The sequence below is a fragment of the Microbacterium sp. genome (assembly GCF_031180975.1).
Taxonomy (GTDB): domain Bacteria; phylum Actinomycetota; class Actinomycetes; order Actinomycetales; family Microbacteriaceae; genus Microbacterium.
The window spans coordinates 229,569-253,647 of record NZ_JAPSLI010000002.1 but is presented as its reverse complement, the minus strand read 5'-3'; the positions used below and the strand labels follow the sequence as shown (position 1 = coordinate 253,647).

Annotated in this window: 27 protein-coding genes and 4 tRNA genes; 13 read left to right on the top strand and 18 right to left on the bottom strand. The window is 69.9% G+C overall.

The genetic code is table 11. From position 1 onward, the window contains the following. Nucleotides 1-76 precede the first annotated feature (76 nt). Together RIF65_RS04215 and RIF65_RS04210 are read left to right on the top strand one after the other, a co-directional pair. Nucleotides 77-1,441: a pyridoxal phosphate-dependent decarboxylase family protein gene (locus RIF65_RS04215; RefSeq protein ID WP_309064289.1), complete on the top strand. Its 1,365-nt coding sequence runs from the start codon at nucleotides 77-79 to the stop codon at nucleotides 1,439-1,441. Beyond that, the gene (locus tag RIF65_RS04210; protein ID WP_309064290.1) at nucleotides 1,438-1,812 is read left to right on the top strand and encodes a DUF1304 domain-containing protein; all 375 of its coding nucleotides are present in this window, start codon (nucleotides 1,438-1,440) and stop codon (nucleotides 1,810-1,812) included. The genes RIF65_RS04215 and RIF65_RS04210 overlap by 4 nt, the downstream gene beginning before the upstream one ends. Before the next feature lie 18 nt (nucleotides 1,813-1,830). Here RIF65_RS04210 and RIF65_RS04205 read toward each other — a convergent pair whose 3' ends face one another. The 4 genes from RIF65_RS04205 to pdxS form a co-directional block, all read right to left on the bottom strand. Next, on the bottom strand, nucleotides 1,831-2,085 hold the full coding sequence (locus RIF65_RS04205; RefSeq protein ID WP_309064291.1) for a Txe/YoeB family addiction module toxin: 255 nt from the start codon (nucleotides 2,083-2,085) through the stop codon (nucleotides 1,831-1,833). Next, nucleotides 2,086-2,346, bottom strand: a complete 261-nt coding sequence (locus tag RIF65_RS04200) for a type II toxin-antitoxin system Phd/YefM family antitoxin (RefSeq protein ID WP_309064292.1) — start codon at nucleotides 2,344-2,346, stop codon at nucleotides 2,086-2,088. It abuts the gene before it with no gap. An 85-nt stretch (nucleotides 2,347-2,431) separates the two neighbouring features. Further along, on the bottom strand, nucleotides 2,432-3,061 hold the full coding sequence (gene pdxT / locus RIF65_RS04195; RefSeq protein ID WP_309064293.1) for a pyridoxal 5'-phosphate synthase glutaminase subunit PdxT: 630 nt from the start codon (nucleotides 3,059-3,061) through the stop codon (nucleotides 2,432-2,434). Beyond that, the gene (gene pdxS / locus RIF65_RS04190) at nucleotides 3,051-3,950 is read right to left on the bottom strand and encodes a pyridoxal 5'-phosphate synthase lyase subunit PdxS (protein ID WP_309064294.1); all 900 of its coding nucleotides are present in this window, start codon (nucleotides 3,948-3,950) and stop codon (nucleotides 3,051-3,053) included. Before pdxS ends, pdxT begins: the two co-directional genes overlap by 11 nt. A 69-nt stretch (nucleotides 3,951-4,019) precedes the next feature. Between pdxS and RIF65_RS04185 the strand changes: the two genes are divergently transcribed. Then, nucleotides 4,020-5,327 carry an aminotransferase class I/II-fold pyridoxal phosphate-dependent enzyme gene (locus tag RIF65_RS04185; protein ID WP_309064295.1) on the top strand — a complete coding sequence of 436 codons (1,308 nt, stop codon included), beginning with the start codon at nucleotides 4,020-4,022 and terminating at the stop codon, nucleotides 5,325-5,327. A 43-nt stretch (nucleotides 5,328-5,370) separates the two neighbouring features. Further along, entirely contained in the window at nucleotides 5,371-6,222 is an 852-nt protein-coding gene (gene pdxY / locus RIF65_RS04180) for a pyridoxal kinase PdxY (protein ID WP_309064296.1), read from the top strand. A gap of 184 nt (nucleotides 6,223-6,406) precedes the next feature. Here the strand turns inward: pdxY and RIF65_RS04175 are convergent, their stop codons facing one another. The 3 genes from RIF65_RS04175 to RIF65_RS04165 form a co-directional block, all read right to left on the bottom strand. Then, nucleotides 6,407-6,970, bottom strand: coding sequence for an HIT family protein (locus RIF65_RS04175; RefSeq protein ID WP_309064297.1), 564 nt, complete (start codon nucleotides 6,968-6,970; stop codon nucleotides 6,407-6,409). After that, nucleotides 6,967-8,898, bottom strand: a complete 1,932-nt coding sequence (gene thrS, locus RIF65_RS04170) for a threonine--tRNA ligase (protein WP_309064496.1) — start codon at nucleotides 8,896-8,898, stop codon at nucleotides 6,967-6,969. Before thrS ends, RIF65_RS04175 begins: the two co-directional genes overlap by 4 nt. 359 nt (nucleotides 8,899-9,257) lie before the next feature. After that, nucleotides 9,258-9,425 (bottom strand): hypothetical protein, encoded by a 168-nt coding sequence (locus tag RIF65_RS04165; protein ID WP_309064298.1) that lies wholly within the window; start codon nucleotides 9,423-9,425, stop codon nucleotides 9,258-9,260. Nucleotides 9,426-9,668: 243 nt separating this feature from the next. Between RIF65_RS04165 and RIF65_RS04160 the strand changes: the two genes are divergently transcribed. Further along, nucleotides 9,669-10,817: a zinc-dependent alcohol dehydrogenase gene (locus RIF65_RS04160; RefSeq protein WP_309064299.1), complete on the top strand. Its 1,149-nt coding sequence runs from the start codon at nucleotides 9,669-9,671 to the stop codon at nucleotides 10,815-10,817. A gap of 4 nt (nucleotides 10,818-10,821) precedes the next feature. Then, nucleotides 10,822-11,397 carry a hypothetical protein gene (locus tag RIF65_RS04155; RefSeq protein ID WP_309064300.1) on the top strand — a complete coding sequence of 192 codons (576 nt, stop codon included), beginning with the start codon at nucleotides 10,822-10,824 and terminating at the stop codon, nucleotides 11,395-11,397. Nucleotides 11,398-11,453: 56 nt separating this feature from the next. Here the strand turns inward: RIF65_RS04155 and RIF65_RS04150 are convergent. The 3 genes from RIF65_RS04150 to RIF65_RS04140 form a co-directional block, all read right to left on the bottom strand. After that, a tRNA-Val gene (locus RIF65_RS04150) sits at nucleotides 11,454-11,528 on the bottom strand. A gap of 25 nt (nucleotides 11,529-11,553) precedes the next feature. Beyond that, a tRNA-Cys gene (locus tag RIF65_RS04145) sits at nucleotides 11,554-11,624 on the bottom strand. 53 nt (nucleotides 11,625-11,677) lie between these two features. Further along, a tRNA-Gly gene (locus RIF65_RS04140) sits at nucleotides 11,678-11,750 on the bottom strand. Between the two features lie 183 nt (nucleotides 11,751-11,933). Here RIF65_RS04140 and RIF65_RS04135 point away from each other — a divergent pair. The 3 genes from RIF65_RS04135 to RIF65_RS04125 all read left to right on the top strand — a co-directional run bounded on the left by RIF65_RS04135 (nucleotide 11,934) and on the right by RIF65_RS04125 (nucleotide 13,404). Further along, a tRNA-Val gene (locus tag RIF65_RS04135) sits at nucleotides 11,934-12,009 on the top strand. A 67-nt stretch (nucleotides 12,010-12,076) separates the two neighbouring features. After that, nucleotides 12,077-12,502 carry a GIY-YIG nuclease family protein gene (locus RIF65_RS04130; protein WP_309064301.1) on the top strand — a complete coding sequence of 142 codons (426 nt, stop codon included), beginning with the start codon at nucleotides 12,077-12,079 and terminating at the stop codon, nucleotides 12,500-12,502. Next, nucleotides 12,475-13,404, top strand: coding sequence for an alpha/beta fold hydrolase (locus RIF65_RS04125; protein WP_309082488.1), 930 nt, complete (start codon nucleotides 12,475-12,477; stop codon nucleotides 13,402-13,404). Before RIF65_RS04130 ends, RIF65_RS04125 begins: the two co-directional genes overlap by 28 nt. On the opposite strand, the gene RIF65_RS04120 is transcribed toward RIF65_RS04125, so the two are convergent. The 7 genes from RIF65_RS04120 to zapE all read right to left on the bottom strand — a co-directional run bounded on the left by RIF65_RS04120 (nucleotide 13,373) and on the right by zapE (nucleotide 19,638). Continuing rightward, a complete protein-coding gene (locus tag RIF65_RS04120; RefSeq protein ID WP_309064302.1) occupies nucleotides 13,373-13,948 on the bottom strand; it encodes a type II toxin-antitoxin system PemK/MazF family toxin in 576 nt (191 codons plus the stop codon). The two genes, RIF65_RS04125 and RIF65_RS04120, sit on opposite strands and share 32 nt — an antisense overlap. A 21-nt stretch (nucleotides 13,949-13,969) precedes the next feature. After that, the gene (locus RIF65_RS04115) at nucleotides 13,970-15,208 is read right to left on the bottom strand and encodes an ammonium transporter (protein WP_309064303.1); all 1,239 of its coding nucleotides are present in this window, start codon (nucleotides 15,206-15,208) and stop codon (nucleotides 13,970-13,972) included. A gap of 114 nt (nucleotides 15,209-15,322) precedes the next feature. Beyond that, entirely contained in the window at nucleotides 15,323-15,529 is a 207-nt protein-coding gene (locus RIF65_RS04110) for a multidrug transporter (protein WP_309064304.1), read from the bottom strand. Between the two features lie 100 nt (nucleotides 15,530-15,629). Next, the gene (locus RIF65_RS04105) at nucleotides 15,630-16,391 is read right to left on the bottom strand and encodes an ABC transporter ATP-binding protein (protein ID WP_309064305.1); all 762 of its coding nucleotides are present in this window, start codon (nucleotides 16,389-16,391) and stop codon (nucleotides 15,630-15,632) included. Then, nucleotides 16,388-17,452, bottom strand: a complete 1,065-nt coding sequence (locus tag RIF65_RS04100) for a FecCD family ABC transporter permease (RefSeq protein WP_375142123.1) — start codon at nucleotides 17,450-17,452, stop codon at nucleotides 16,388-16,390. The genes RIF65_RS04105 and RIF65_RS04100 overlap by 4 nt, the downstream gene beginning before the upstream one ends. Next, on the bottom strand, nucleotides 17,449-18,510 hold the full coding sequence (locus RIF65_RS04095) for an ABC transporter substrate-binding protein (RefSeq protein WP_309064306.1): 1,062 nt from the start codon (nucleotides 18,508-18,510) through the stop codon (nucleotides 17,449-17,451). Before RIF65_RS04095 ends, RIF65_RS04100 begins: the two co-directional genes overlap by 4 nt. Before the next feature lie 87 nt (nucleotides 18,511-18,597). Further along, complete coding sequence (gene zapE / locus RIF65_RS04090; protein ID WP_309064307.1) at nucleotides 18,598-19,638, bottom strand: cell division protein ZapE; 1,041 nt, start codon at nucleotides 19,636-19,638, stop codon at nucleotides 18,598-18,600. Between the two features lie 125 nt (nucleotides 19,639-19,763). On the opposite strand from zapE, the gene RIF65_RS04085 reads away from it, so the two are divergent. Together RIF65_RS04085 and RIF65_RS04080 are read left to right on the top strand one after the other, a co-directional pair. Continuing rightward, on the top strand, nucleotides 19,764-20,660 hold the full coding sequence (locus RIF65_RS04085) for a sulfurtransferase (protein WP_309064308.1): 897 nt from the start codon (nucleotides 19,764-19,766) through the stop codon (nucleotides 20,658-20,660). 19 nt (nucleotides 20,661-20,679) lie between these two features. Further along, complete coding sequence (locus RIF65_RS04080) at nucleotides 20,680-21,111, top strand: SufE family protein (protein WP_309064309.1); 432 nt, start codon at nucleotides 20,680-20,682, stop codon at nucleotides 21,109-21,111. Here the strand turns inward: RIF65_RS04080 and RIF65_RS04075 are convergent. Further along, nucleotides 21,095-22,249: an alpha/beta hydrolase family protein gene (locus RIF65_RS04075; RefSeq protein WP_309064310.1), complete on the bottom strand. Its 1,155-nt coding sequence runs from the start codon at nucleotides 22,247-22,249 to the stop codon at nucleotides 21,095-21,097. The two genes, RIF65_RS04080 and RIF65_RS04075, sit on opposite strands and share 17 nt — an antisense overlap. A gap of 25 nt (nucleotides 22,250-22,274) precedes the next feature. On the opposite strand from RIF65_RS04075, the gene RIF65_RS04070 reads away from it, so the two are divergent. After that, entirely contained in the window at nucleotides 22,275-22,856 is a 582-nt protein-coding gene (locus RIF65_RS04070) for a DUF3000 domain-containing protein (RefSeq protein ID WP_309064311.1), read from the top strand. Further along, a complete protein-coding gene (locus tag RIF65_RS04065; RefSeq protein ID WP_309064312.1) occupies nucleotides 22,849-24,042 on the top strand; it encodes an HRDC domain-containing protein in 1,194 nt (397 codons plus the stop codon). Before RIF65_RS04070 ends, RIF65_RS04065 begins: the two co-directional genes overlap by 8 nt. Nucleotides 24,043-24,079 lie beyond the last annotated feature (37 nt).

Genomic DNA, 24,079 nt, shown 5'->3' with positions numbered 1-24,079 from the left:
AGAGAAGGGCGTCGTCCATTCTATGCGTCGCACAGATAGCCTTGTTCGGCGACCGCGCCGGTGCGAGACTTCCGCCATGGATGATCGAGAGCACGCTCTCGACGCCGCACACCGCCGGGCATCGGAGTTCCTGGGGACCCTCGACGACCGGCCGGTGTGGCCGCGCGCGAGCTTGGACGACATGCTGGAGGCGTTCGGCGGGCCGCTGCCCGCGCAGGGCGCGCCCCCGGCCGACGTGATCGACGAGCTGGCGGAGCGTGCGGGCCCTGGCCTGGTCGCGATCCCAGGTGGTCGCTTCTTCGGTTTCGTGATCGGTGCGACCCACCCGGCCGCTCTCGCGGCGGACTGGCTGGTGTCCGCATGGGACCAGAACTCCGGGTCGTCGCTGTTGACGCCCGCCACGGTCGCGCTCGAGCGCGTCGCCGGGCAGTGGATGCTGGACCTGCTCGGCCTTCCGGACTCCGCCAGCGTCGGCTTCGTCACCGGCGGTCAGCTGGCGAACTTCACCTGCGTGGCCACGGCCCGCAACGCCGTGCTCGCGCGGGCCGGCTGGGACCTGGCCAGGCGTGGTCTGCGCGAGGCCCCTCCGGTGCGGTTGGTGGTGGGCGCCGATCGGCATGGCTCGGTCGACCGCGCCGCGCGCTTCCTCGGCTTCGGCGCGGACGAGCTGACCGTCGTGGACGCAGACGACCAGGGCCGCATGCGCCCGGCGGCACTCGAGGCGGCGCTGGCCGGCGGCACCGGTCCGCTCATCGTGTGCCTGCAAGCCGGCGAGGTGCACACCGGCGCCTTCGATCCGTTCCAGGAGCTGATGCCCATCGCCCGGCGTCACGACGCGTGGGTGCACGTCGACGGCGCCTTCGGTCTGTGGGCTGCCGCCTCGCCGTCGCTGCGGGCGCTCACCGCGGGCATGGACCAGGCGGACTCCTGGGCCACCGACGCGCACAAGACGTTGAACGTGCCATACGACTGCGGCATGGCGATCGTCCGTGATCCGGCCGACTCCATCGCGGCGTTCCGCACCGGCGGCGACTACCTCATCTACTCCGGCCTGGATCCGTGGGATGTCACGCCGGAGCTCTCCCGTCGCGCACGCGGCGTCCCGGCGTGGGCGGCGCTGCGCAGCCTCGGCCGAGACGGCGTGGCCGGACTGATCGACCGGCTGCACGAGAACGCGGTCGCGATGGCGGACGGCCTGGCCCGGATCGACGGCGTGGAGATCGTCAACGACGTCGGGTACACCCAGGTCATGCTGCGGCTCGGAACGGATGCCGCCACCCGTGCCCTCGGCGAGGCGATCCTCGCCGACGGGACGGCCGCGCTGACCGGCGCGGAGTGGCGCGGGCGCGCGGTGCTGCGCTGCTCGATGTCGTCGTGGGCCACGACGCGAGACGACGTCGAGCAGACCGTCGCGGCGATCCGCTCCCTGGTGACGTCATGATCATCGCGGTGGTGTTCGCGCTGCTGGCGGCGGCGTTCCACGTCTTCGCCTTCTTGATGGAGAGCGCGCTGTGGAGCCGCCCGGCGGTGCGTCGATTCATGGTCGGGCGTGCCGACGTCGCCGAGGATGTGCGGCTGTGGGCGTTCAACCAGGGCTTCTACAACCTGTTCCTCGCCATCGGGGCGGCCGTCGGGGCAGTCGCGTGGCTCACCGGCGCGGATGCCGTGGGCCGCACGCTCGTCGTGTTCACCTGTGCGTCCATGGCCGCCGCCGGCGTCGTGCTGTTCCTGAGCGATCGCCGACTGTGGCGGAGCGCCCTTGGGCAGTCGGTGCCGCCCGGAATTGCTGTCATCGCCGCGCTGCTGGCGTGATGTATCAGTGCCGGCCGATCAGTAGTGATACCGGGCCTGCAGGATGATGAGGTCGTCGCCGTCGACGAGGTAGACGAGCCGGTGCTCGTCGGTGATGCGCCGCGACCACGAGCCCTGTGCTCCGTACTTGAGTTGCTCGGGCTTGCCGATGCCCGAGAAGGGCTCGCGGAGGCAGGCGTCGATGAGCGTGTTGATCCGCTTCAGAATCTTTCTGTCGGCTGTCTGCCAGTGTGTGTAGTCGTCCCAGCCGGAGGGGTCCCAGACCAGCCGCACTCAGGCGTCCTCATCCGCGCGGTCGAGCTCGTGGGTCTCGGTCTTCCCGGCCCGCGCGCGGTCGTACGCGTCGAGCAGCCGCCGGGCGTTGGCCGGCGACCGGAACAGGTAGGCGGTCTCCTGCCAGGCGGCGTACTCGTCGGCGGGCATGAGCACGGCGTTGCCCTTGCGGGAGACGATCTCGACGGCTTCGCGATCCTCGTTGATCCGCTCGATCAGTGGGAACAGCGTCTTACGAGCCTCGCTGGCACTGATGGACATGACGGCTTCCTTGTCGGTAGTGGTACGGGAATATTGTACCACTCACTGACTCCGCGACCTCGTCGGGGCGCTCGGCGGCATGGCGTCACCGCGCCGCTGGCACGAGCAGCGTGCGCTCGCTCAGGCGCGCCTCGACGTGGTCGAGGAACCGGCGGTGGAAGCGCGTCTCGCCGGAGATCTCCGGATGGAAGCTGATGCCGATCAGGTGCCCCTGCTCGACGGCGACGATCCGCCCGTCCTCCAGCGCTCCCAGCGGCGTGGCGGCCGCGCCGACCGACTCCACCACCGGCCCGCGGATGAACGCGGCACGGACCGGCTCCGCGCCGAGGGCCGGCATGTCGAGCTCGGCCTCGAACGACTCGGTCTGGCGCCCGAAGGCGTTGCGGCGTACGACCACGTCCAGTCCCCCGAAGGTCTGCTGCCCGTCGATCGCGTCCAGGACCGTGTCGGCGAGCATGATCAGTCCCGCGCAGGTGCCCAGCACGGGCATTCCGGCGCGGATCTCGTGGCGGATCGGCTGCTGCAGCCCGAAGGTGCGGGAGAGCTTGTCGATCACCGTGGACTCGCCGCCAGGGATCACCAGGCCGGACACGGTCGCGAGTTCTTCGGGGCGGCGTACCGCCACCACGTCGGCGCCCAGCTGCGCGAGCAGGGCGGCGTGCTCGCGCACGTCGCCCTGCAGCGCGAGCACGCCGACCCGTGGGTTACCAGCCACGCTCGGCCAGCCGGTGCGGCGCGGGAAGGTCCGCGACGTTGATGCCCACCATCGCCTCGCCCAGTCCGCGGGACACCTCGGCGATGACCTTCGGGTCGTCGTAGAACGTGGTGGCCTTGACGATCGCCGCGGCGCGCGCGACCGGGTCGCCAGACTTGAAGATGCCCGAGCCGACGAACACGCCGTCGGCGCCCAGCTGCATCATCATGGCGGCATCCGCCGGCGTCGCGACGCCGCCCGCGACGAACAGCACGACGGGCAGCTGGCCGGTTTCGGCGATCTCCGCGACCAGTTCGTACGGGGCCTGTAGCTCCTTGGCGGCGACGTACAGCTCGTCCTTCGGCAGCGCCTGGAGGGCGGCGATCTCACCGCGGATCTTGCGGATGTGCTTCATCGCCTCGGAGACGTCACCCGTGCCGGCCTCGCCCTTGGAGCGGATCATCGCGGCGCCCTCGTTGATGCGGCGCAGCGCCTCGCCGAGGTTGGTGGCACCGCACACGAACGGCACAGTGAAGTTCCACTTGTCGATGTGGTTCACGTAGTCGGCGGGCGAGAGCACCTCGGACTCGTCGATGTAGTCGACGCCGAGCTCCTGCAGCACCTGCGCCTCCACGAAGTGGCCGATGCGGGCCTTGGCCATCACCGGGATGGACACCGCGTCGATGATGCTGTCGATCATGTCGGGGTCGCTCATGCGCGACACGCCGCCCTGCGCACGGATGTCGGCCGGGACCCGCTCCAGCGCCATGACGGCGACGGCACCGGCGTCCTCGGCGATCTTCGCCTGCTCGGCGGTGACCACGTCCATGATGACCCCGCCCTTCAGCATCTCGGCGAGTCCGCGCTTGACGCGCTGCGAACCGGTGGTGGTCTGCTCAGTGGCTGCCATGGGTCACTCCTCTTGTGACAAAGAACGGGTTTGGCCTATGTCAAAAGATAGCACCCTAGAATCGACCTGATGGACATGCGGATCAGCGGGACCACGGCGGCCGAGATCGCCGACAGCGTGCGCGGTCTGCGGGAGCGCGGACTGCTGCGACCGGGCGACGCGCTTCCTCCCGTGCGTGAGCTGGCCGGCATCCTCGGCGTCAACCGCAACACGGCCGTCGCGGCGTATCGGCAGCTCGCCCAGGCGGGTCTCGTGGTGTCCCGCGGTCGCGGGGGCACGGTGGTGGCGGGCGCCGAGAGCGTGGCGCAGGAGGGCGTCGCCGCCGATACGGTGTTGCGCGACATCGGGTCGGGAAACCCCGACCCGGCGCTCATCCCCGACCCCACCGCGGCCGTGGCACGCATCGCCGGACGGCCGGTGCTGTACGGCGAGCCCGTGATCGACGCGGGGCTCGAGGCGTGGGCCCGGGAGTGGATGACGGCCGATCTGCCGCGCGACGACCTGCGCATCACGGTCACCAGCGGCGCCGTCGACGCCGTCGAACGGCTGCTGGCGCAGGCGCTGACGCGCGACGACGCGGTGGCCCTCGAGGACCCCTGCTTCCTGTCCAGCATCCACACCGTACGGCTCGGTGGGTACCGGGCGGTCGCCGTGCCGGTGGACGACGAGGGCATGACCGTGGACGGCCTGCGGTCGGCGCTGGATGCCGGTGTGCGGGCGATCATCAGCACGCCGCGCGCACAGAACCCGACCGGGGTCAGCCTGTCCCCCGCCCGGGCCGCGGCGCTGCGGGACGTGCTCGCCGATCACCCGTACGTGCTGATCATCGAGGACGACCACTTCTCGCTGCTCTCCCCGCATCCGTACGCGACCCTGATCGGTCCGCAGCACCGGCGCTACGCACTGGTGCGCTCCGTGTCCAAGTTCCTCGGTCCTGACATGTGCCTCGCCCTCGCCGGCACCGACCCCACCACGGCCGAGCGGCTTGCGATGCGGCTCAGCCCCGGCACCACCTGGGTGAGCCACCTGCTGCAACGGCTCGCGCACGCGCAGCTCACCGACCGGCGGGTGCGCGAGCGCATCGACGCCGCCGGCCGGCACTATGCCGAACGGAACGCCGCGTTCGCGCGGACACTCGCCGCGCGCGGCATCCGCACCCCGTCCGCCGACGGGCTGAGCCTGTGGGTGGAGCTGCCGATCGACGCCAGGACGGCGGCGGAGCGGCTCATGCGGCGCGGGTGGCTGGCCCGCACTGGCGACGAGTTCCTGCTCGAGCACGCACCGGCGGCCTCCCGCCATCTGCGACTCACGGTGCACGATCTGACCGACGCCGAGGCGGCTCAGCTCGCGGACGACCTCGCGGATGCCGTGCGCTGACGCGCCATCCTCGTCAGCGCGGGCGTGGTGAGAGGATGGGGGGATGAAGATCCTCTCGATCCAGTCCGCCGTCGCCCACGGTCACGTCGGCAACTCGGCGGCCGTCTTCCCGCTGCAGCGCATCGGCGTCGAGGTGCTCCCGGTGTACACGGTCAACTTCTCCAACCACACCGGGTACGGCGCGTGGCGTGGTCCGATGATCGATCCGGCCGACGTGCGGGAGGTCATCACGGGCATCGAGGAGCGTGGCGTGATGCCGCAGATCGACGCTGTGCTCAGCGGCTACCAGGGCGGCGAGGGGATCGCGGACGTCATCATCGACGCCGTCGCGCGCGTGAAGGCCGCCAACCCGGATGCCGTGTACGCGTGCGACCCGGTGATGGGCAACGCCAAATCCGGGTGCTTCGTCGCTCCGGCCATCCCCGACCTGCTGCGCGACAGGGTCGTGCCCGTCGCCGACATCATCACGCCCAACCAGTTCGAACTCGGTTACCTCACCGGCACGACGCCGGCCGACCTGGACTCCACACTGGCGTCGGTGGACGCCGCGCGGGCCATGGGCCCGTCGACCGTGCTCGTCACCAGCGTGGAGCGCCCCGACCGCGAGGACGGGACGATCGAGATGCTCGCCGTGGACGACCGCGGTGCGTGGCTCGTCGCCACCCCGCACCTGCCGATGAAGGCGAACGGCTCCGGCGACGTCACCGCGGCGCTGTTCACCGCGCACTACGTCGGCACCGGTGACGCGAAGACGGCGCTGGAGCGCACCGTGTCGAGCGTGTTCGACCTGCTGCAGACCACCCTCGACTCCGGTGAGCGCGAGCTGCAGCTGATCGAGTCGCAGGAGTTCTACGCCGACCCGCGCATGCAGTTCACCGCCCGCCAGGTCCGCTGACGCCCGCGCCATCGCGGTCGTCGAAGCCCGCGGTCGTTGAGCGAGGAGCGGAGCGACGAGACGAAACGCACTCCCGCGCAAGAGCCCCGGTGGCCATCCGGTCGGCGCGGTTCGTCTCGCTGCGCTCGCTCAACGACCGGTGATGGCGCCCCCACCCGGTCGTTGAGCCCCAGGCGCGTCGAACTCAGGCCGGCCACGCCTCCGCGACCGCGTCGCGGACCTCGCCGAGCAGCTGCGGCAATGCCTTCGTCTTCGCGATGATCGGGAAGAAGTTCGCATCCGACGACCACCGCGGCACGATGTGCTGATGCAGGTGTGCGTCGACGCCGGCGCCCGCGATGGCGCCCTGGTTCATCCCCAGGTTGAACCCGTCGCAGCGCGACACGTCGCGCAGCACCCGCATGCCCGTCTGCGTGAGGGCTCCGATCTCGGCGACCTCCTCCGGTGTCGCCTGATCGTAGGTGGCGATGTGGCGGTACGGACACACCAGCAGGTGGCCGGAGTTGTACGGGAACAGGTTCAGCAGCACGAAGGCCGTCTCGCCGCGCGCGACGATGAGGCGCTCCTCGTCGTCGTACTTCGGAGCCTCGCAGAACGGGCACTCCTCACGCAGCGGTTCGCGCCCCGCCTGGATGTACGCCATCCGGTGCGGCGTCCACAGCCGCTGGAACTCGTCCGGCACACCGGCGAGGTGTCCGCCGTCCTCCAGCCCCGTGTGGAGCCCTGAGCCCGTCGACGCGTCCGTCACGCGAGATCCTCAGCGGTGAGCACCCGGGCGTGCGACGCGACGGCCGCTCGGATCCGTTCGATGGCGGTCGCGATCGGCACGCCGTTCTCCTGCGAACCGTCACGGAACCGGAACGACACCGTGCCGGCCGCGCGGTCCTGCTCCCCCGCGATGAGCAGGAGTGGCACCTTGGCGGTGGTGTGGTTGCGGATCTTCTTCTGCATCCTGTCGTCGGAGTGGTCGACCTCGGCCCGGATGCCGGCGGCGCGCAGCTGCCCGACCACCTCGTCCAGGTAGCGCGCGTACTCCTCCGCCACCGGCACGCCGACGACCTGGGCGGGGGCGAGCCACAGCGGGAAGTCCCCGGCGTAGTGCTCGAGCAGGATCGCGAAGAACCGTTCGATCGACCCGAACAGGGCGCGGTGGATCATCACCGGCCGGTGCTTCAGCCCGTCCGGCCCGGTGTACTCGAGCTCGAAGCGCTCCGGCTGATTGAAGTCGAGCTGGATGGTGGACATCTGCCAGGTGCGGCCGATGGCGTCACGCGCCTGCACCGAGATCTTCGGGCCGTAGAACGCCGCCCCGCCAGGATCTGCCACCAGGTCCAGACCGGATGCCTCGGCGACACGGCGTAGGGTGTCGGTGGCGACCTCCCACTGCTCGTCCTCGCCGAGGAACTTGTCCTTGCTGTCGTCCTTGGTCGACAGCTCGAGATAGAAGTCGTTCAGGCCGTAGTCGCGCAGTACCTGCAGCACGAACTCGAGGTTGCGGGTCAGCTCCTCCTCGACCTGGTCCTGGGCGACGTAGATGTGCGCGTCGTCCTGGGTCAGTCCGCGCACCCGGGTGAGGCCAGACAGGGTGCCGCTCTTCTCGTAGCGGTACACGGTGCCGAACTCCGCCAGACGCAGCGGAAGCTCACGGTAGCTGCGCCCTCGCGAGCGGAAGATCAGGTTGTGGAACGGGCAGTTCATCGGCTTCAGGTAGTAGTCCTGGCCCTGCCTGGTGACGTTGCCCTCGTCGTCCACGATCTCGTCGAGGTGCATCGCCGGATACATGCCCTCGGCGTAGGTCTGCATGTGACCGCTGGTGATGAACAGGTCGCCCTTGGTGATGTGCGGCGAGTTCACCATCTCGTAATCGTGCGCGAGCAGCTGCTCGCGCATGTAGCGCTCGATCTCGTACCGCACGATGCCGCCGCGGGGGTGGAACACCGCAAGCCCGGGGCCGACTTCGTCGGGGAACGAGAACAGGTCCATCTCGGCACCCAGGCGCCGGTGGTCGCGCTTGGCGGCCTCCTCCAGGCGCTGCTGGTAGGCGCGCAGCTCGTCCTTGGAGGGCCAGGCGGTGCCGTAGATGCGCTGCAGCTGCGGGTTCTTCTCGCTGCCGCGCCAGTACGCCGCCGCCACACGGGTGAGATCCCAGCCGTTGCCGATCATGCGGGTGTTCGGCAGGTGCGGGCCGCGGCAGAGGTCCTTCCAGGCCACCTCGCCGTCCTTGGCGACGTTGTCGTAGATGGTCAGCTCGCCCTCGCCGACCTCGACCGAGGCGCCCTCGGCGGCACTGCCGGCCGACGGCCCCTTCAGGCCGATCAGCTCGAGCTTGAACGGCTCACCGGAGAGCTCCTCGCGCGCCTCCTCGTCGGTGACGACGCGACGCACGAAGCGTTGACCCTCGCGGATGATCCGCTGCATCTCCTTCGAGATGGCCTTGAGGTCCTCGGGGGTGAACGGGGTGTCCACGCCGAAGTCGTAGTAGAAGCCGTCGGTGATCGGGGGTCCGATCCCCAGATTCGCCTGCGGCTTGATGCGCTGCACGGCCTGGGCGAGCACGTGCGCCGTGGAGTGGCGCAGGATGTCCAGGCCGTCCTTGCTGTCGATGGTGACCGGCTCGACCTCGTCACCATCGGTGATCGTCGCGGCGAGATCCTTCAGCACGCCGTTCACCCGCATGGCGACGACGGAACGATCGGTGAACAGGGCGAAGCCGTCGCGGGTTTCTGCGGCAGGCTGGGCGATGTCTGACACGGGGATTCTCCAGATAGACGATGGAATTGCGGCATCTCAGCTTCGGGCGCGCGCGGCGCCCTGCCCGCTCAGGCGCCCGGCGTTCGCGTGCCCAGACCGGTGACAGACGTCACGAGAGGGTTCGACACGGATTCCATCCCATGAGTCTACGCCGCCGCTGTCGGCATCCGTTCCCCGCCCTGCCGCCGACACGACGAGACCCCGGCGCGCTCGACAAGGCACGGAGCGCGGCGGGGTCTCATCTCATCGGCATCCGTTCGGCCCCGGGATGCCGAAGTCTCGCGTCAGACGCTGGTGTTGCGGCCGGATACCGCCCTGATCAGCCATGCGATGACGGCCAGGGCGAGCAGCACCAGACCGATCCACAGCAGGAACTGCAGGGCCTCCACCATTCCGCCGGTGATCGCGAGGATGATCGCGACGACGGCGACGATGATCAAGAGGATGTTCATGATCGTTCCTTTCCTACGCAGGTGCGGTGCACCGGCTGTTCCCTGACGCTACCGAGCCGCGAGGGCTGTGGCAGAGGGCCTTGACGCGCGGGCTTCGGCGGTGGCAGCGATGCCGGGCGGATGCCGTCGGCCGGTGGGCCCGGATTGTGCCAGGCCGTGTCGCCCAGGGGAAGGCCCCTGTCCGGGAGTCCTTCCGCGGGGTGAGATGGCTCATCCGCATACCGCGAACCGGAGGGACGACGCATGCGCGCCATGGTCTATCGGGGCCCCTACAAGATCGATGTGGCGGACAAGCCGGATCCGCGCATCGAGCATCCCAACGACGCGATCGTGCGGGTGGTGCGTGCCGGCATCTGCGGGTCCGATCTGCACCTGTACCACGGAATGATGCCCGACACCCGGATCGGTCACACCTTCGGTCACGAGATCGTCGGGGTCGTGGAGGACGTCGGGCCGTCGGTGCAGGGCCTCTCCCCCGGCGACCGCGTCATGGTGCCGTTCAACATCTCGTGCGGTTCGTGCTTCTTCTGCAGTCGCGGCCTGTTCTCGAACTGCCACAACGTCAATCCGAATGCGACGGCCATCGGCGGCATCTACGGCTACTCGCACTCCACCGGCGGGTTCGACGGAGGCCAGGCGGAGCGGGTGCGGGTGCCGTTCGCCGATGTCGGTCCGATGGTCATCCCCGACTGGCTGAGCGACGACGACGCGCTGCTGCTCACCGATGCGTTCTCGACCGGCTACTTCGGGGCCCAGCTGGGCGAGATCGCCGAACTCGACACGGTAGTGGTCTTCGGCGCCGGACCGGTCGGGCTGGCCGCCGCGCGCTCAGCCTGGTTCCTGGGCGCGGGGCGGGTGATCGTGGTCGACCACCTCGACTACCGACTCGAGAAGGCCAGGACGTTCGCCTACGCGGAGACCGTCGATATGCGCAGCCATCGCGACATCGTGCTCGCGCTGAAGCGGATGACCGGCGGGCTCGGCGCCGACGTGGCGATCGACGCCGTCGGCGCCGAGGCGGATGGCGTGCTGGTGCAGCACGTGCTGGCCGCCAAGTTCAAGATGCAGGGCGGGTCGCCCGTCGCGGTGAACTGGGCGATCGACGCGGTGCGCAAGGGCGGGCGGGTGGCCGTGATCGGCGCGTACGGTCCGATGCCGTCCGCGGTGCGGCTCGGCGACGCCATGAACAAGGGACTCAGCATCCGCGCGAACCAGGCGCCGGTCAAGCGGCAGTGGCCCCGCCTGCTCGAGCACATCCGAGCCGGGCATGTGCGACCGGGCGACCTGCTCACGCACCGATTCCGCCTCGGCGAGATCGCCGAGGCTTATCACGTGTTCTCATCCAAGCTCGACGACTGCATCAAACCGGTCGTCATCGTCGGAGAGGGATGACCGGATGCCGTACGACGCACGAAAGCCCGATCTCACACCGTCCGCGGAGGAGCTTCGGGAGCGGATTCCCGGGTGGGGTGCCGACCTCCCGGAGAAGCACCGTCGCACCTGGCAGGAGCGGGAGGATTACGGACCGACCGGGGCGCACTGGGAGCTGCCGGAGCAGCAACGGGGGCATCCCGACAGGGAGCGTTCGATCGAGCACTCGCGGCTGACGCCGGTGTTCGGCTCCGCGCAGCCGTTGCGCGGTGTCGCTGGCGCGGTGCGGCGGATCGCCTATCGGCGGTTCAGTGAGGGGCAGGCGCGGCACTGGTTGCTGCTGATCCTCGCCGACCGTGTGGAATCCGTCGGCGCGCACCTCCGCTCGTTCGCGACGGGTCGCCCGGACAATCCGGTGACGCAGACCGGTGCGCTGAGCGAGCCGCGGCACCGTCCGATCGGCTCGCGCCTCGGCCGAGGCCGCGTCGATCTCCGGCACACGTGGATGGATCCGTTCATCGTGGCGGTCCCGTGGCTGCTTCCGGTCGCGGCGCTCGTCGCCGGCGCGCGTCGCCGACGGCGAGGCGCCGGCCGGTCGTGACGCCGTTCGCACCCGGCGCAGACGAAGAAACCCCCGGCGTGGCCGGGGGTTTCGGGTGGTGCGCGATACTGGGATCGAACCAGTGACCTCTTCCGTGTCAGGGAAGCGCGCTACCGCTGCGCCAATCGCGCCTAAAGGCTATTCAGTTGTGCCGTGAGGTGGCGACGGGATTCGAACCCGTGTAAACGGCTTTGCAGGCCGGTGCCTAGCCTCTCGGCCACGCCACCGCGAGGTGGATTCGAACCCACATGCGGAAACCCCGAAGGGGCTCCTGCACTCGAGCGGATGACGAGACTCGAACTCGCGACCCTCACCTTGGCAAGGTGATGCGCTACCAACTGCGCTACATCCGCATTTCGTTCCCGGTGTCCCGGGCACTTCAAATACATTAGCTCAGGTTCAGCGCATCGCCAAACCGCGCCGCGCATCCGGGCGTGTCCGCCGGGACGCCACGCCCGGACCGCCGCCCGAGTCCTGACGGCGCCTGCGGATCGGGTATGCTCTTGATCTGTGCGGGGACGCACACAACTCCACACGGGCGATTGGCGCAGTTGGTAGCGCGCTTCCTTCACACGGAAGAGGTCATCGGTTCGAGTCCGGTATCGCCCACCACCGAAGCCTCCGGAGGCCGCCCTCCGGGGGCTTCTCCGTGTCCGCCCCTCGGCGTAGGGTTCAGGGGATGACGACCACCGCCACGCTGCCCGGCCCGTGCACCCTGTGCGGCTGCAGCGTGGGCACGCGCGCAAGCGGTGCGTGGCTCTGCGGCGACTGCGGCTGGCGCTACGGCGACGTGCCCGACTACGACCTCCCGCTCCCCCGGGTCCATGTCGTCTACTACCTCCGCTACGACCGACGCGTGAAGATCGGCACCAGCTGGCGACCGCGGCGGCGGCTGACCGGCATCCGCCACGACGAGCTTCTCGCCTTCGAACCCGGCGACCGTCGTGTCGAGCAGCGGCGGCACCGGCAGTTCGCCGATGTCCGCGAGGGCGGCGAGTGGTTCACCCTCACCCCCGAGCTCGAGGCGCACATCGGCGTCCTGCGCGAGGCCGGCGAACCGTGGCGGCTGTACGCGCGATGGCTCAGCGAGGAGCTCCGCAGGTGATGTTCGACGGCTTCACCTGCGTCGAGATCGACACGACCGATGCCCGCATCTTCGTCCGGCACCGTCGAGGAGCTGGAACACCCGTCATGCTGCTGCACGGACATCCGCGCACCTCCGCGACGTGGCACCGGGTGGCCGCGCTGCTCGCGGACGCCGGTCACGCCGTCATCTGCCCCGACCTGCGCGGGTACGGCCGCTCGCGGGGCCCCGCGCCGTCGCAGGACCACTCCGCTCACTCGAAGCGGGCCATGGCCGGCGACATGCTGCAGGTGGCGCATCGCCTCGGCTACCAGAAGATCAGGCTCGTCGGCCACGACCGCGGAAGCTACGTCGCGCTGCGACTCGCGCTGGATCATCCGGATGTCGTCGAGCGGGTCGTCCTGATCGACAGCCTGCCGATCTCCGAGCATCTCCGCCGCGCCGATGCGGAGTTCGCCACCGCGTGGTGGCATTGGTTCTTCTTCGCCCAGCCCGAGATCCCCGAGCGGGTGATCATGGCGGATCCTTCGGCCTGGTACGCACCGAAAGCGGATCCGGTGAGCATGGGCGAGGAGAACCACGCCGAGCTCATGCGGGCTGTGCGCACGCCCTCAGTCGTGCGCGCCATGCTCGAGGACTATCGCGCCGGTCTCACGGTCGACCGCGCGCACGAGCACGACGACGTGGCACGCGGGCGACTGCTCACCATGCCGGTGCTGATCCTGTGGTCGCTGCGCGACGACCTCGTGCGCCTGCACGGCGACCCGCTGGCCGTCTGGAACCGCTGGGCGGCGGATGTCTCAGGATTCGGGATCGACTGCGGCCACCACATCGCGGAGGAGGCGCCGCAGGAGCTCGCCGCCGCATTGATGGGGTTCTTCGCCGCGCAGTCTAGGCCCGCGCCCACCCGTACCGAGCGATGAGCGCCTCCGCGACGCGCCCGTACCGTCCGGCGTCCAGCACCGCCGCCTCGCGACGCATGCCGTCGGCGTGCACGCTGTACAGCTGCTCGATGTCCACCCACGACTCCCTGCCGCGGGAGTCCCAGTCGCCAGAGCCTATGGGCACGTAGTCCCGGTCGCCGTCCCGCGACCGGCTGGTCATGCGAACCGCGTACACCCGGTCGTCGGTCTGGCGCCCGATCACGAGCACCGGACGGTCCTTGCCGCGGCCGTCGTTCTCCTCGTAGGGCACCCACGTCCAGATCACCTCGCCGGAATCCGGCAGCCGATTGCGCGACGGCGAATACCCGACGGCCAGATCCGGCACGCTCTCCGGATCGATGCGCACCGTGGCGGTTCCGCCCTCGCGTCCGGCATCCCGCGCATGAGGAAGCGAGCCGACGCCGTCGGGCCGGAGCGTCGCATGGGGACGTCGCGGCTCGACCGGCTCGGCTCGCGACTCCCGCGACAGCGCCTTGACGAGGATGCCCGCCAGGGTGGCCAGGATGCTCTTCGAGGAGGTCACCTGCCCACCCTAGCGGGGTGATCACGCCTCGGTGAGGACGTAACCCTCTTCGCCGTGGACCACCAGATCGACGCCTGCGATCTCGTCCTCACTGGTGACCCGGAAGCCGATCGTCTTCTCGATCACCAGGCCGATCACCAGCGAGGTGACGAAGGCATACACCAGCACACCCAGACCAGCGATCGCCTGCAGGGCCAGCAGACGCACGTCGCCGCCGGTGAACAGACCCTGTCCGGTGGCGAAGAAGCCCAGGTACAGGGTGCCGAGCAGACCGCCGACCAGGTGGATGCCGACGACATCGAGCGAGTCGTCGAAACCGAGCCGGAACTTCAGCTCGACCGCCAGGGCGCAGGCGATGCCGGACAGCGCACCGAGCAGCAGTGCCCAGCCCGGGGTCAGGTTGGCGCACGCCGGGGTGATCGCCACGAGACCCGCGACAGCACCGGAGGCGGCACCGATCGACGTCGCCTTGCCCTCCTTGAGCTTCTCGACGAGGATCCAGCCGAGGATGGCGGCCGCGGTCGCGCCGAGCGTGTTGATGGCGATCAGACCGACCTTGCCCATGTCCTCGGACAGCCACTCGGCGCCGGCGTTGAACCCGAACCAACCGAACCACAGCAGCGACGCGCCGAGCAGGGTGAGCGGCACGTTGTGCGGCTTCTGGATGCCCTTCTGGAACCCGATGCGCTTGCCGAGCACGATGGCGAGGGCGAGGGCGGCGGCGCCGGCGGTGGTGTGCACGGCGAGGCCGCCGGCGTAGTCGATGACGGCGATGCCGCTGTCCTCGCCGAACAGCATCGAGCCCAGGTTCATGATCCAGCCGCCGCCCCACACCCATGCCGCGATCGGGAAGTAGCCGAGGGTGCCGAAGATGCCGACGTAGATCAGCCAGGGGCCGAAGCGGGCGCGGTCCGCGATCGCGCCCGAGATGAGCGCCACGGTGATGATGGCGAAGGTGGCGCCGTAGGCGATACCGAGCAGTGCCACGTTCGCGCCCTCGCCCGTCGCGGCGGTCGCGAGACCGAAGTCCGCGAACGGGTTGCCGGCGAACTGCCCTGGTTCGTCGACCGAGCTCATGGAGAAGCCGTAGAGGATCCACAGCACGGCGATCAGACCGATCGAGCCGAAGCTCATCATCATCATGCTGATGACGCTCTTGGCCTTCACCAGCCCGCCGTAGAAGAACGCCACGCCCGGCGTCATCAGCAGAACGAGCGCCGTTGCGGTCACGGCCCAGGAGATGTTGCCTGGAGCATCCATGTCGAACCTCACTTTCGGGAAGAAGTGAGACTCAGTGTGTTCCCGGTGCGTTTCGGATGATCGCGCCGTATGTTGCGGCCCGGTTACACCGCGCCCCCGAGTGTGACGATCGTGTTACTCGCCGCGGGCGTCGGCGTCCTTCCCCTCGGCCTCCGGCATCCCCGGTCCGGGGCCGGGACGCACCGCCGCGTCCTCGGCGACGTCCACCCGGGTGTTGCCGCCGACCTTCGTGACGTTCACGCGGGGTGCGGCGTCCTCCTCCGTCGCGTCGGGCGCGGCGGTGAGCTGATCGTGGCGCTTCTCGTCGGGAGTCATCGGCATGGCATCCTCCTGTCGTCCTGGGCGACCGACGCTAGCCGACCGTGGCACGAGCCGTCAGCGGGTTGAACTTCCGGGCGGCGGACGATAAAGGTGCGGGTGCTCAGGGGATGAACGCGATGTGCGCGACGCCAGACGCGGGGTCCGCGGTCACGCGCGACCGCACCCCGTACACGCCGTGGATCAGCTCCTCGCTGAGGACCTCGGCGGGCGGTCCTGCCGCGACCACCCGCCCGAAGCTCAGCACAACGACGGTGTCGCAGAACATCGCCGCCAGGTTCAGGTCGTGCATGGCGATCACGGTGGTCACCGGCAGGCCCGTCACGAGCCGTAGCAGATCCAGCTGGTGCCGGATGTCGAGGTGGTTGGTGGGCTCGTCCAGCAGCAGTTCGCGGGGTTCCTGGGCGAGCGCCCGCGCGATGTGCGCCCGCTGCCGCTCACCACCCGACAGCGCATGCCAGAGCCGGTCCTCCTTGCCGACCAGATCCACCTGGGCGAGAGCGTCGCGCACGACCGCGTCGTCGCGTGCCGATCCACCGCCGAACAGGCCGCGGTAGGGCGTGCGCCCCAGGCGCACGACGTCGTAGACGGTGATGTCGGCATCCGTCTCCGCCTGCTGGCTGACGGTGGCGACCTTCTGCGCGACCTCTCGCCGGCCGATGCCGGAGATGTCGTCACCGTCGAGGGTGATGAGACCGCGGTCGGGCCGCGCGAGTCCCTGCAGCAGCCGCAGCAGCGAGGACTTGCCGGACCCGTTCGGGCCGAGCAGACCGACGGTCTGCCCCGGCTGCGGGTGCAGGGTGACACCGTCGACGACGAGCGCGCCGCCGCGGGTCCAGGAGACGTCGGTGGCCGAGAGCGTCATGGCGTCGCCTTCCGACGGATGAGGAGCAGCACGAACACCGGCACGCCCACAATGGCGGTGCCGACACCGACGGGCAGCGGGGAGGGCGTGAAGATGACGCGCGACCCGGCATCCACCCACACCATGAAGATCGCTCCGAGGACGGCGGTCGCGGGAAGGATGCGGGAGTGTCGCTGACCGAACAGCAGGCGCGCCGCGTGCGGCAGCACGAGGCCGACGAAGCCGATGGCGCCGGCGACGCTCACCAGCGCGGCGGTCAGCAGGGCCGTGAGCGTCAGGAGGATGATGCGCGTGCGCGCGACGTGGATGCCGAGCGACGCCGCGATGTCCTCGCCGAACGCGAAGGCGTCGAGGGAGCGCATGTAGCCCATCGCGATGACGGTGCCGACGAGGGCGACCGCCGTGGTGAGCAGCACGTCGTCCCAGCGCATCCCCTCGAGCGAGCCGAGCAGCCAGAACATGATGCCCCTCGTCTCGTCGGAGTCAGCGAACGCGAAGATCACCAGCGACGTCAGCGCCGAGAACAGTTGGGTGCCGGCCACGCCGGCCAGCACGATCGCGCTCACTCCTCCGTTCGCGTAACGGCCGACCAGCAGCACGAACGCGAAGGCGACGAGCGCTCCGATGAAAGCGCCGCCCGACAACCCGAGTGCGGTGCCGCCGAGGCCGAGCATCCCGACAACCACGGCGCCCGTCGACGCGCCGGACGACACCCCGAGGATGAACGGGTCGGCGAGCGGGTTGCGCAGCAGGGACTGCAGGATGGCGCCGCACACCCCGAGCCCCGCGCCGCAGGCGGCGGCGACCAGCGTCCGCGGCATCCGGTCCTGCCAGACGATGGCGTCCTCGGAGACCCGCACCGGGATGTCGGTGATGCCGAGATGGTTCAGGACGATGTCGCGGACGTTGACGAGGGAGATGTCTGCCGGCCCCAGGGTCACGGCGACGGCGACCGAGCCGAGGAACAGGGCCAGCCCGCCGAGCGTCAGCAGGACGAACGGGACCGTCCGGCGTCCACCGCGCCGCGATGCAGAGCGGATGCCGGAGGCGGGCGTCGTCACCGTGCGACGCACTCGCCGGCGTCCCGGGCCCACTCCTGGATCTTCTCCAGACCCTCGACGTAGCGGATCGACGGGTTCATCTCGGCGCCGTGCAGCGCGAGGAAGCAGCGGTTCTGCACGGCCTTCATCGTGCGCGCCAGCGGGTCGCTCTCCAGGAACGCGATCTTGTCGTCGAGACGGTCGCCCGGGAAGCGGTCGCGTTGCAGGTCGCCCAGCACGAGGATCTGCGGCTCGGCGTCGACGAACGCCTCCCACCCCGTCGCTGGCCAATCGTCGGGCACGTCCGCGAACGCGTTCTCCATGCCGGTCAGGGAGGCCAGCAGCGAGGGCGCACCGAAGCCGCCGGCCACGTACGGCGTCTTTGTGTCGGCGAACCAGAACGCCACGGTCGCCCCGTTCAGGTCGACATCCTGCAGCGCCTCCTCGGTGCGCTTCTCGAGGTCGGCCAGCAGTTCCTCCCCGCGGTCACTGACATCGAAGACGGCGGCGAGTTCGCGGATCTCCTGGTACAGCGCGTCGAGCGTGAGCGGCCTCGTGCGGGTCCCGCCGCCGTTGATGCTGACACCGTCCTCGCAGTCGGTCGGTGACAGGTAGGACGGGATGCCGGTCTCGGCGAGGCGCTCTCGGGACACGACCCCGCCCTCGGCCCGATAGTGCCGACCGAACGACGCGGTCACGAAGTCGGGATCCGACCCCAGCAGCACCTCGTACGTGGGAGCGTTGTCGGCCAGGCGCGGCACATCCTCGTTCGCCGCCGCGAGGCTCGGCAGGATCGGGTCCGTCCACGATGCGGTGCCCACGATGCGGTCTGCGAGACCCAGCGACAGGAGGATCTCGGTCGCGTTCTGGTCCAGCGAGGCGACGCGCTGCGGTGCGGCCTCGAAGACCACCTCGTGACCGCAGTTCTCGATCGTGAGCGGATACTGGGTGTCGCCGGAGCCGGCTGCGGCGGGCGCCGCGGAGTCCACGACCTCGGATGCGCCGCATCCGCTCAGGGCCAGCGCCGCTGCGACGGCTCCGGTCAGGAACGCCAGGCGCGTCGGAATCGTACGCTTCACGCGCGGTACCTCGATCTCGGGTGGGGAAGGTGACGACTTAGGCTGCCTTATCTTCCCGACCGCCTCAAATCGGGTGAGCGGCGCGGATCACTCCGAGACCGAGTGGGTCAGCGCGTTCAGCCGCGAGATCGCCCGCAGGTACTTCTTGCGATACCCGCCTGCCAGCATCTCGTCGCTGAACACGCCGTCCAGCGCCGCCCCGGTCGCCGCCACCGGGATCTGGGCGTCATAGACACGGTCGACGAACGCGACGAAACGCAGCGCCTCCGACTGATCGGTGAGCACACGCACGTCGCGCAGCCCGACCAGCGTGAGGCCGTCGATCACCCGGATGTACCGCGACGGGTGCACGTGGGCCAGGTGGCGGATGACGGCCGAGAAGTCGTCGTCCGATGCGACGCCGGCGGCGCCGGCATCCGCGACCGTGCGGGCGTACTCGGCGTCGTCGAGCACCACCGCGTGCCCGTCGATGGCGCGCTGGCGGTAATCGACGCCGTCGATCCGCAGTGTCTGGAAGCTGTCGGCCATGGCGTGGATCTCGCGCAGGAAGTCCTGCGCCGCGAACCGGCCCTCCCCCAGCGCGTTCGGCGGCGTGTTCGAAGTCGCTGCGAGCTTCGTCCCGGACGGGACCAGTTCGCCGAGCAGCCTGGTCATCACCATGGTGTCGCCGGGATCGTCGAGTTCGAACTCGTCGATGCAGAGCAGGTCGGCGCCGCGCAGCAGGTCGACGGTGTTCTTGTAGCCGAGCGCACCGACCAGGGCGGTGTACTCGATGAACGAGCCGAAGTACTTCCGGCGTGCGGGGAGCGCGTGGTAGATCGACGCCAGCAGATGGGTCTTGCCCACGCCGAAGCCGCCGTCGAGGTACACGCCGGGCTTCATCGGCGTCTCCTTCGGGGCCCGCCGGAACAGTCCTGTCCGCTTCACCGGCTCACCGCGCCCGGCGAAGCGCTGGAGAGTCCGCTTGGCCTCCTCCTGAGAGGGGTGTGCCGGATCGGCGCGATAGCTCTCGAAGGTGGCGTCGTCGAACTGCGGCGGCGGAACCAGGCTCGCCAGCATCTCCGTGCCGGTGACCGACGGGGTGCGGTCGGTCAGGTGCACGATGCCGGTGGTGGTCGTCTGAGTCATCCGATTCCTGTGTCGAAGTCTTACGATCCGGATGCGGGCCAGCCCGAGGGGATCTATCGTCGTAGGGACGGATCAACACTACGCCGTCCCTCACCTCCGCGCCCTTCCACCCTCAAGGAGCCTCCGTGACCGTCGAGTTCGACACCACCACCGCCAAGTTCGCCGAGTACGCCGAGCCCGGACGTCTCGTGAGCACCGACTGGTTGGCCGCACATCTGGGCGAGCCCGGCCTCGTGGTCGTGGAGTCCGACGAGGACGTGCTGCTGTACGAGACCGGACACATCCCCGGCGCGGTGAAGGTCGACTGGCACACCGAGCTCAACGACCCGGTGGTCCGCGACTACGTCGACGGCAAGGGCTTCGCCGAGCTGCTCAGCCGCAAGGGCATCAAGCGCGACGACACCGTCGTGATCTACGGCGACAAGAACAACTGGTGGGCGGCGTACGCCCTGTGGGTGTTCTCGCTGTTCGGCCACGAGGACGTCCGGCTGCTGGACGGGGGCCGCGACCGCTGGATCGCCGAGGGCCGCGAGCTCACCACCGAGGTGCCCTCGCCCGAGCCCACCGACTATCCGGTCGTGGAGCGGGACGACTCGGTGCTGCGTGCTTACAAGGACGATGTGCTGAAGTTCATCGGCACCGGTCCGCTGATCGACGTCCGCTCCCCCGAGGAGTACAACGGTGAGCGCACCACCGCACCCGCCTACCCCGAGGAGGGCGCGCTGCGCGCCGGTCACATCCCGACGGCGAAGAGCGTGCCGTGGGCGCGGGCGGTCGCCGAGGACGGCGGCTTCAAGTCCCGCGCTGAGCTGGACGCCATCTATCGTGACGAGGCGGGCGTCACGGACGCAGACCAGGTCATCGCCTACTGCCGGATCGGTGAGCGCTCCAGCCACACCTGGTTCGTGCTCAAGCACCTGCTCGGCTTCCAGAACGTCCGCAACTACGACGGCTCGTGGACCGAGTGGGGCAGCGCCGTGCGGGTGCCGATCGTGGCCGGGACCGAGCCCGGCTCGCTGTGAGCGTGTGACAATTGCAGGGATGACCCAGACGCGCGTTCCCGACACCCTCGCGGAGTTCCGCGACCAGTTCCTCGAGCTCCCCGAGCCCGAGCGGCTGCAGCTGCTGCTGGAGTTCGCCAACGAGCTCCCGCCGGTGTCCGAAGAGGTCGCGAACCACCCCGAGATGTGCGAGCGCGTGGCGGAGTGCCAGTCGCCGGTCTACATCTACGTCGAGGTGAACGACGACATCGTCACGATGCACGCCACGGCGCCGCCGGAGGCCCCGACCACCCGCGGATTCGCGAGCATCCTCGTGCAGGGCGTCACCGGTCTGAGCGCCGACGAGGTCCTCGCCATCCCCGACGACTTCCCGCAGAGCATCGGTCTGACGCGTGCCGTCTCGCCGCTGCGGATAGGCGGCATGACGGGAATGCTGATGCGCGTGAAGAAGCAGGTCAGGCAGAAGCGCTGACTGCGAGTCCCTGTTCGCGCATCCAGTCGTTGATGGCGGCCGTCCACCGCGTCTGGTCGTGGTTCCACAGCTTCGTGTGCCGAGCGCCCGAGAACGGCGGCATCGTCACGATGTCGGGCCGAGCGGATGCCAGTGCGTGCGACGCGTCGGTGGGAACGAACCCGTCGTCGTCGCTGTGCAGGATCAGCACCGGCGCCTCCAACTCGTCCGCCCGTGCGACCATGTCCAGGCGATCGAACGGGATGGCGTGGTCCGCCCCGCTCAGGCGCGCCGTGACGGAACGCGACAGCGCGGTCATCGCCAGCCCGGGCAGCGGGTCGCGCAATCCCTTCAGGGCCGCCTGGAAGCGCAGCACCGCGCGCCAGTCGACGACGGGCGACTCCAGGATCAGCCCGGCGATGGCAGACCTGTGCTCGGAGGACACCGCGGTCTGCAGCGCGACCGCGCCGCCCATCGACCAGCCCATCAGCACCACGCGGTCGGCGCCGTGTCGCAGGGCGTGGCCGATCGCGGCATCCACATCCAGCCACTCCGACGCACCGAGGGTGTAGCTGCCCGCGCGGCTGCGTGGCGCCTCCCCGTCGTTCCGGTAGGAGACGACCAGAGTGGGCAGGCCCAGCGCGTGGAACACCGGCACCGCCCGCAGGCACTCCGCCCTGGTGGTGCCGCGGCCGTGCACCTGGATGACCCACGTACTCGAGTCCGCGGGGAAGAGCCAGGCCGGGCACGGGCCGGCCGGAGTGCCGATGCTCACTGCTTCCCACGGCAGGTGCAGCTCGGTGGGGCTGACGTAGTACCACCCGGAGAACGCCGCGTCGCGGTCCACGCGTGCGCCGGGCTCGATCTTCGTCAAGAGCTTGCGACGGACGCTGTGCGCGTCGGCGCTGAGCACCGCACCGAGCTTGACGTACCCGTAGGTACCAGAGGTGAACAGGCCGTAGCGACCCGGCAGCTCGGTGTCGAGGGTGCGGCTCAGTTCGATCGTCTGCGCCCCCGTGTCGACGGCGATGATCCGGGTGTCGTTGGCCCGTGGCGTAGGTCGCACGACATGCCGCGCGGTGGAGAGGATCGCCGCGGCGGCGCCCACGGCCGCGAGGGCGGGGACGGCGACGGCTACGGCGTGCCTGAGACTCTTCATCGCCTCCTGACTCTAGCCTGTCCACGTGACCGCACACCCGGATGCCGCCTCGCTCTTCGAAGAGGCCGCCGTTCAGCTGCGCGAGACGGTCTTCCGCTCCGACATCGTCGTCAGGGAGATCCCCTCTCCCGCAGGTCTCGCACCGTTCTCGATCGCCCTCGCGGCCGATGTGCGCCCGGACGATCACGGTGATTCGGTGTACGGCACTGGACGCTTCGTGCTGCTGCATGACCCCGATGAGCCGGGCGCCTGGGACGGCCCGTGGCGGATCGTCGCGTTCGCGCAGGCACCCCTGGAGCCGGAGATCGGCACGGATCCGCTGCTGGCAGATGTCGCGTGGTCCTGGCTGGTGGACGCGTTGGAGTCGCGGAACGCGGTGTACCACTCCGCGTCGGGCACCTCGACGAAGATGCTGTCGAAGGGGTTCGGCGGGCTGTCGGGCGAGGGCGACGGCGCGCAGATCGAGCTGCGCGCGTCATGGACGCCTGAAGGACCGATCCGGCCGCATGTGGAAGCATGGGCGGAGCTGGTGGGGATGCTGGCGGGCCTGCCGCCCGGATCCGAGAACGTCGCCGTGTTCGGCGCGAGAAAGGGCGGCCGTGGCTGAATACTCCGTGATCGAGGACCGCACGGAGTTCGCCGACGCCTGTCGGGCACTGGCCGCAGGCGCCGGCCCTGTCGCGGTCGACGTCGAAAGGGCCTCCGGGTTCCGCTACTCGCAGCGCGCCTACCTCGTGCAGGTGTTCCGCCGCGACGCCGGCGTGTTCCTCTTCGACCCGCCCGCGATCGGCGACGTCAGTGCGCTCCAGGACGCCATCGGCGGCGAGGAGTGGGTGCTGCACGCCGCCAGCCAGGATCTTCCGTCGCTGCGCGAGCTCGGGCTCGAGCCGCCGTCCATCTTCGACACCGAGCTCGCGGCACGGCTGCTGGGCCTGGAGCGTGTCGGTCTGGCCGCCGTCGTCGAGCACACCATCGGGGTGGCACTGGCCAAGGAGCACTCGGCGGCCGACTGGTCGACGCGCCCGCTGCCGGCGGCATGGCTCGAGTACGCGGCTTTGGACGTCGTGCACCTCGTCGACGTTCGGGACGCCCTTGCCGCCGAGCTGGCGGAGGCGGGCAAGTCCGAGATCGCCGCGCAGGAGTTCGCCGCCACCCTCGCACGACTGCCGAAGCCGCCTCGCGAGGAGCCATGGCGCCGCCTCAGCGGTCTGCACCGGGTGCGCGGGGCCCGCAACCTCGCCGTCGCGCGCGAGCTCTGGACGGCGCGCGAGGAGTACGCGCAGCAGATGGACGTCTCCCCCGGGCGGCTCGTGCCCGACCGGTCGCTGCTCGCGGCCGTTCTCGCGGCTCCCCCGAGCAAACAGGCGTTGGCAGGCCTGAGCGACTTCAACGGTCGTGCCAGCCGCAGCCAGCTCGACCGCTGGTGGCAGGCCATCGTGCGCGGCCGGGAGACCGAGGATCTCCCTCGCGAACGGGTGCCGAGCGACACGCTCCCGCCCCCGCGTTCGTGGGCGGAACGCAACCCGGAAGCCGATCGACGCCTGAAGGCGGCGCGCCCGGCGGTCGAAGCCATCGCCGAGCAGCTGCACATGCCGACGGAGAACCTTCTCACCCCCGATCACCTGCGACGCCTGGCGTGGCAGCCGCCCGGCCTCGACACCGAGTCGATCGCCGCAGCGCTGGAGAAGCTCGGGGCCCGCCCCTGGCAGATTGCGCACACTGCACAGAAGATCGCTGAAGCCTTTGTAGAAGCGATGCAATCGCCCGCGGAGCCCGCCGAGGACGCTTCGTAGGTTCGACCCAACCGATTCCGGGCGCTTCCCGCCCGTC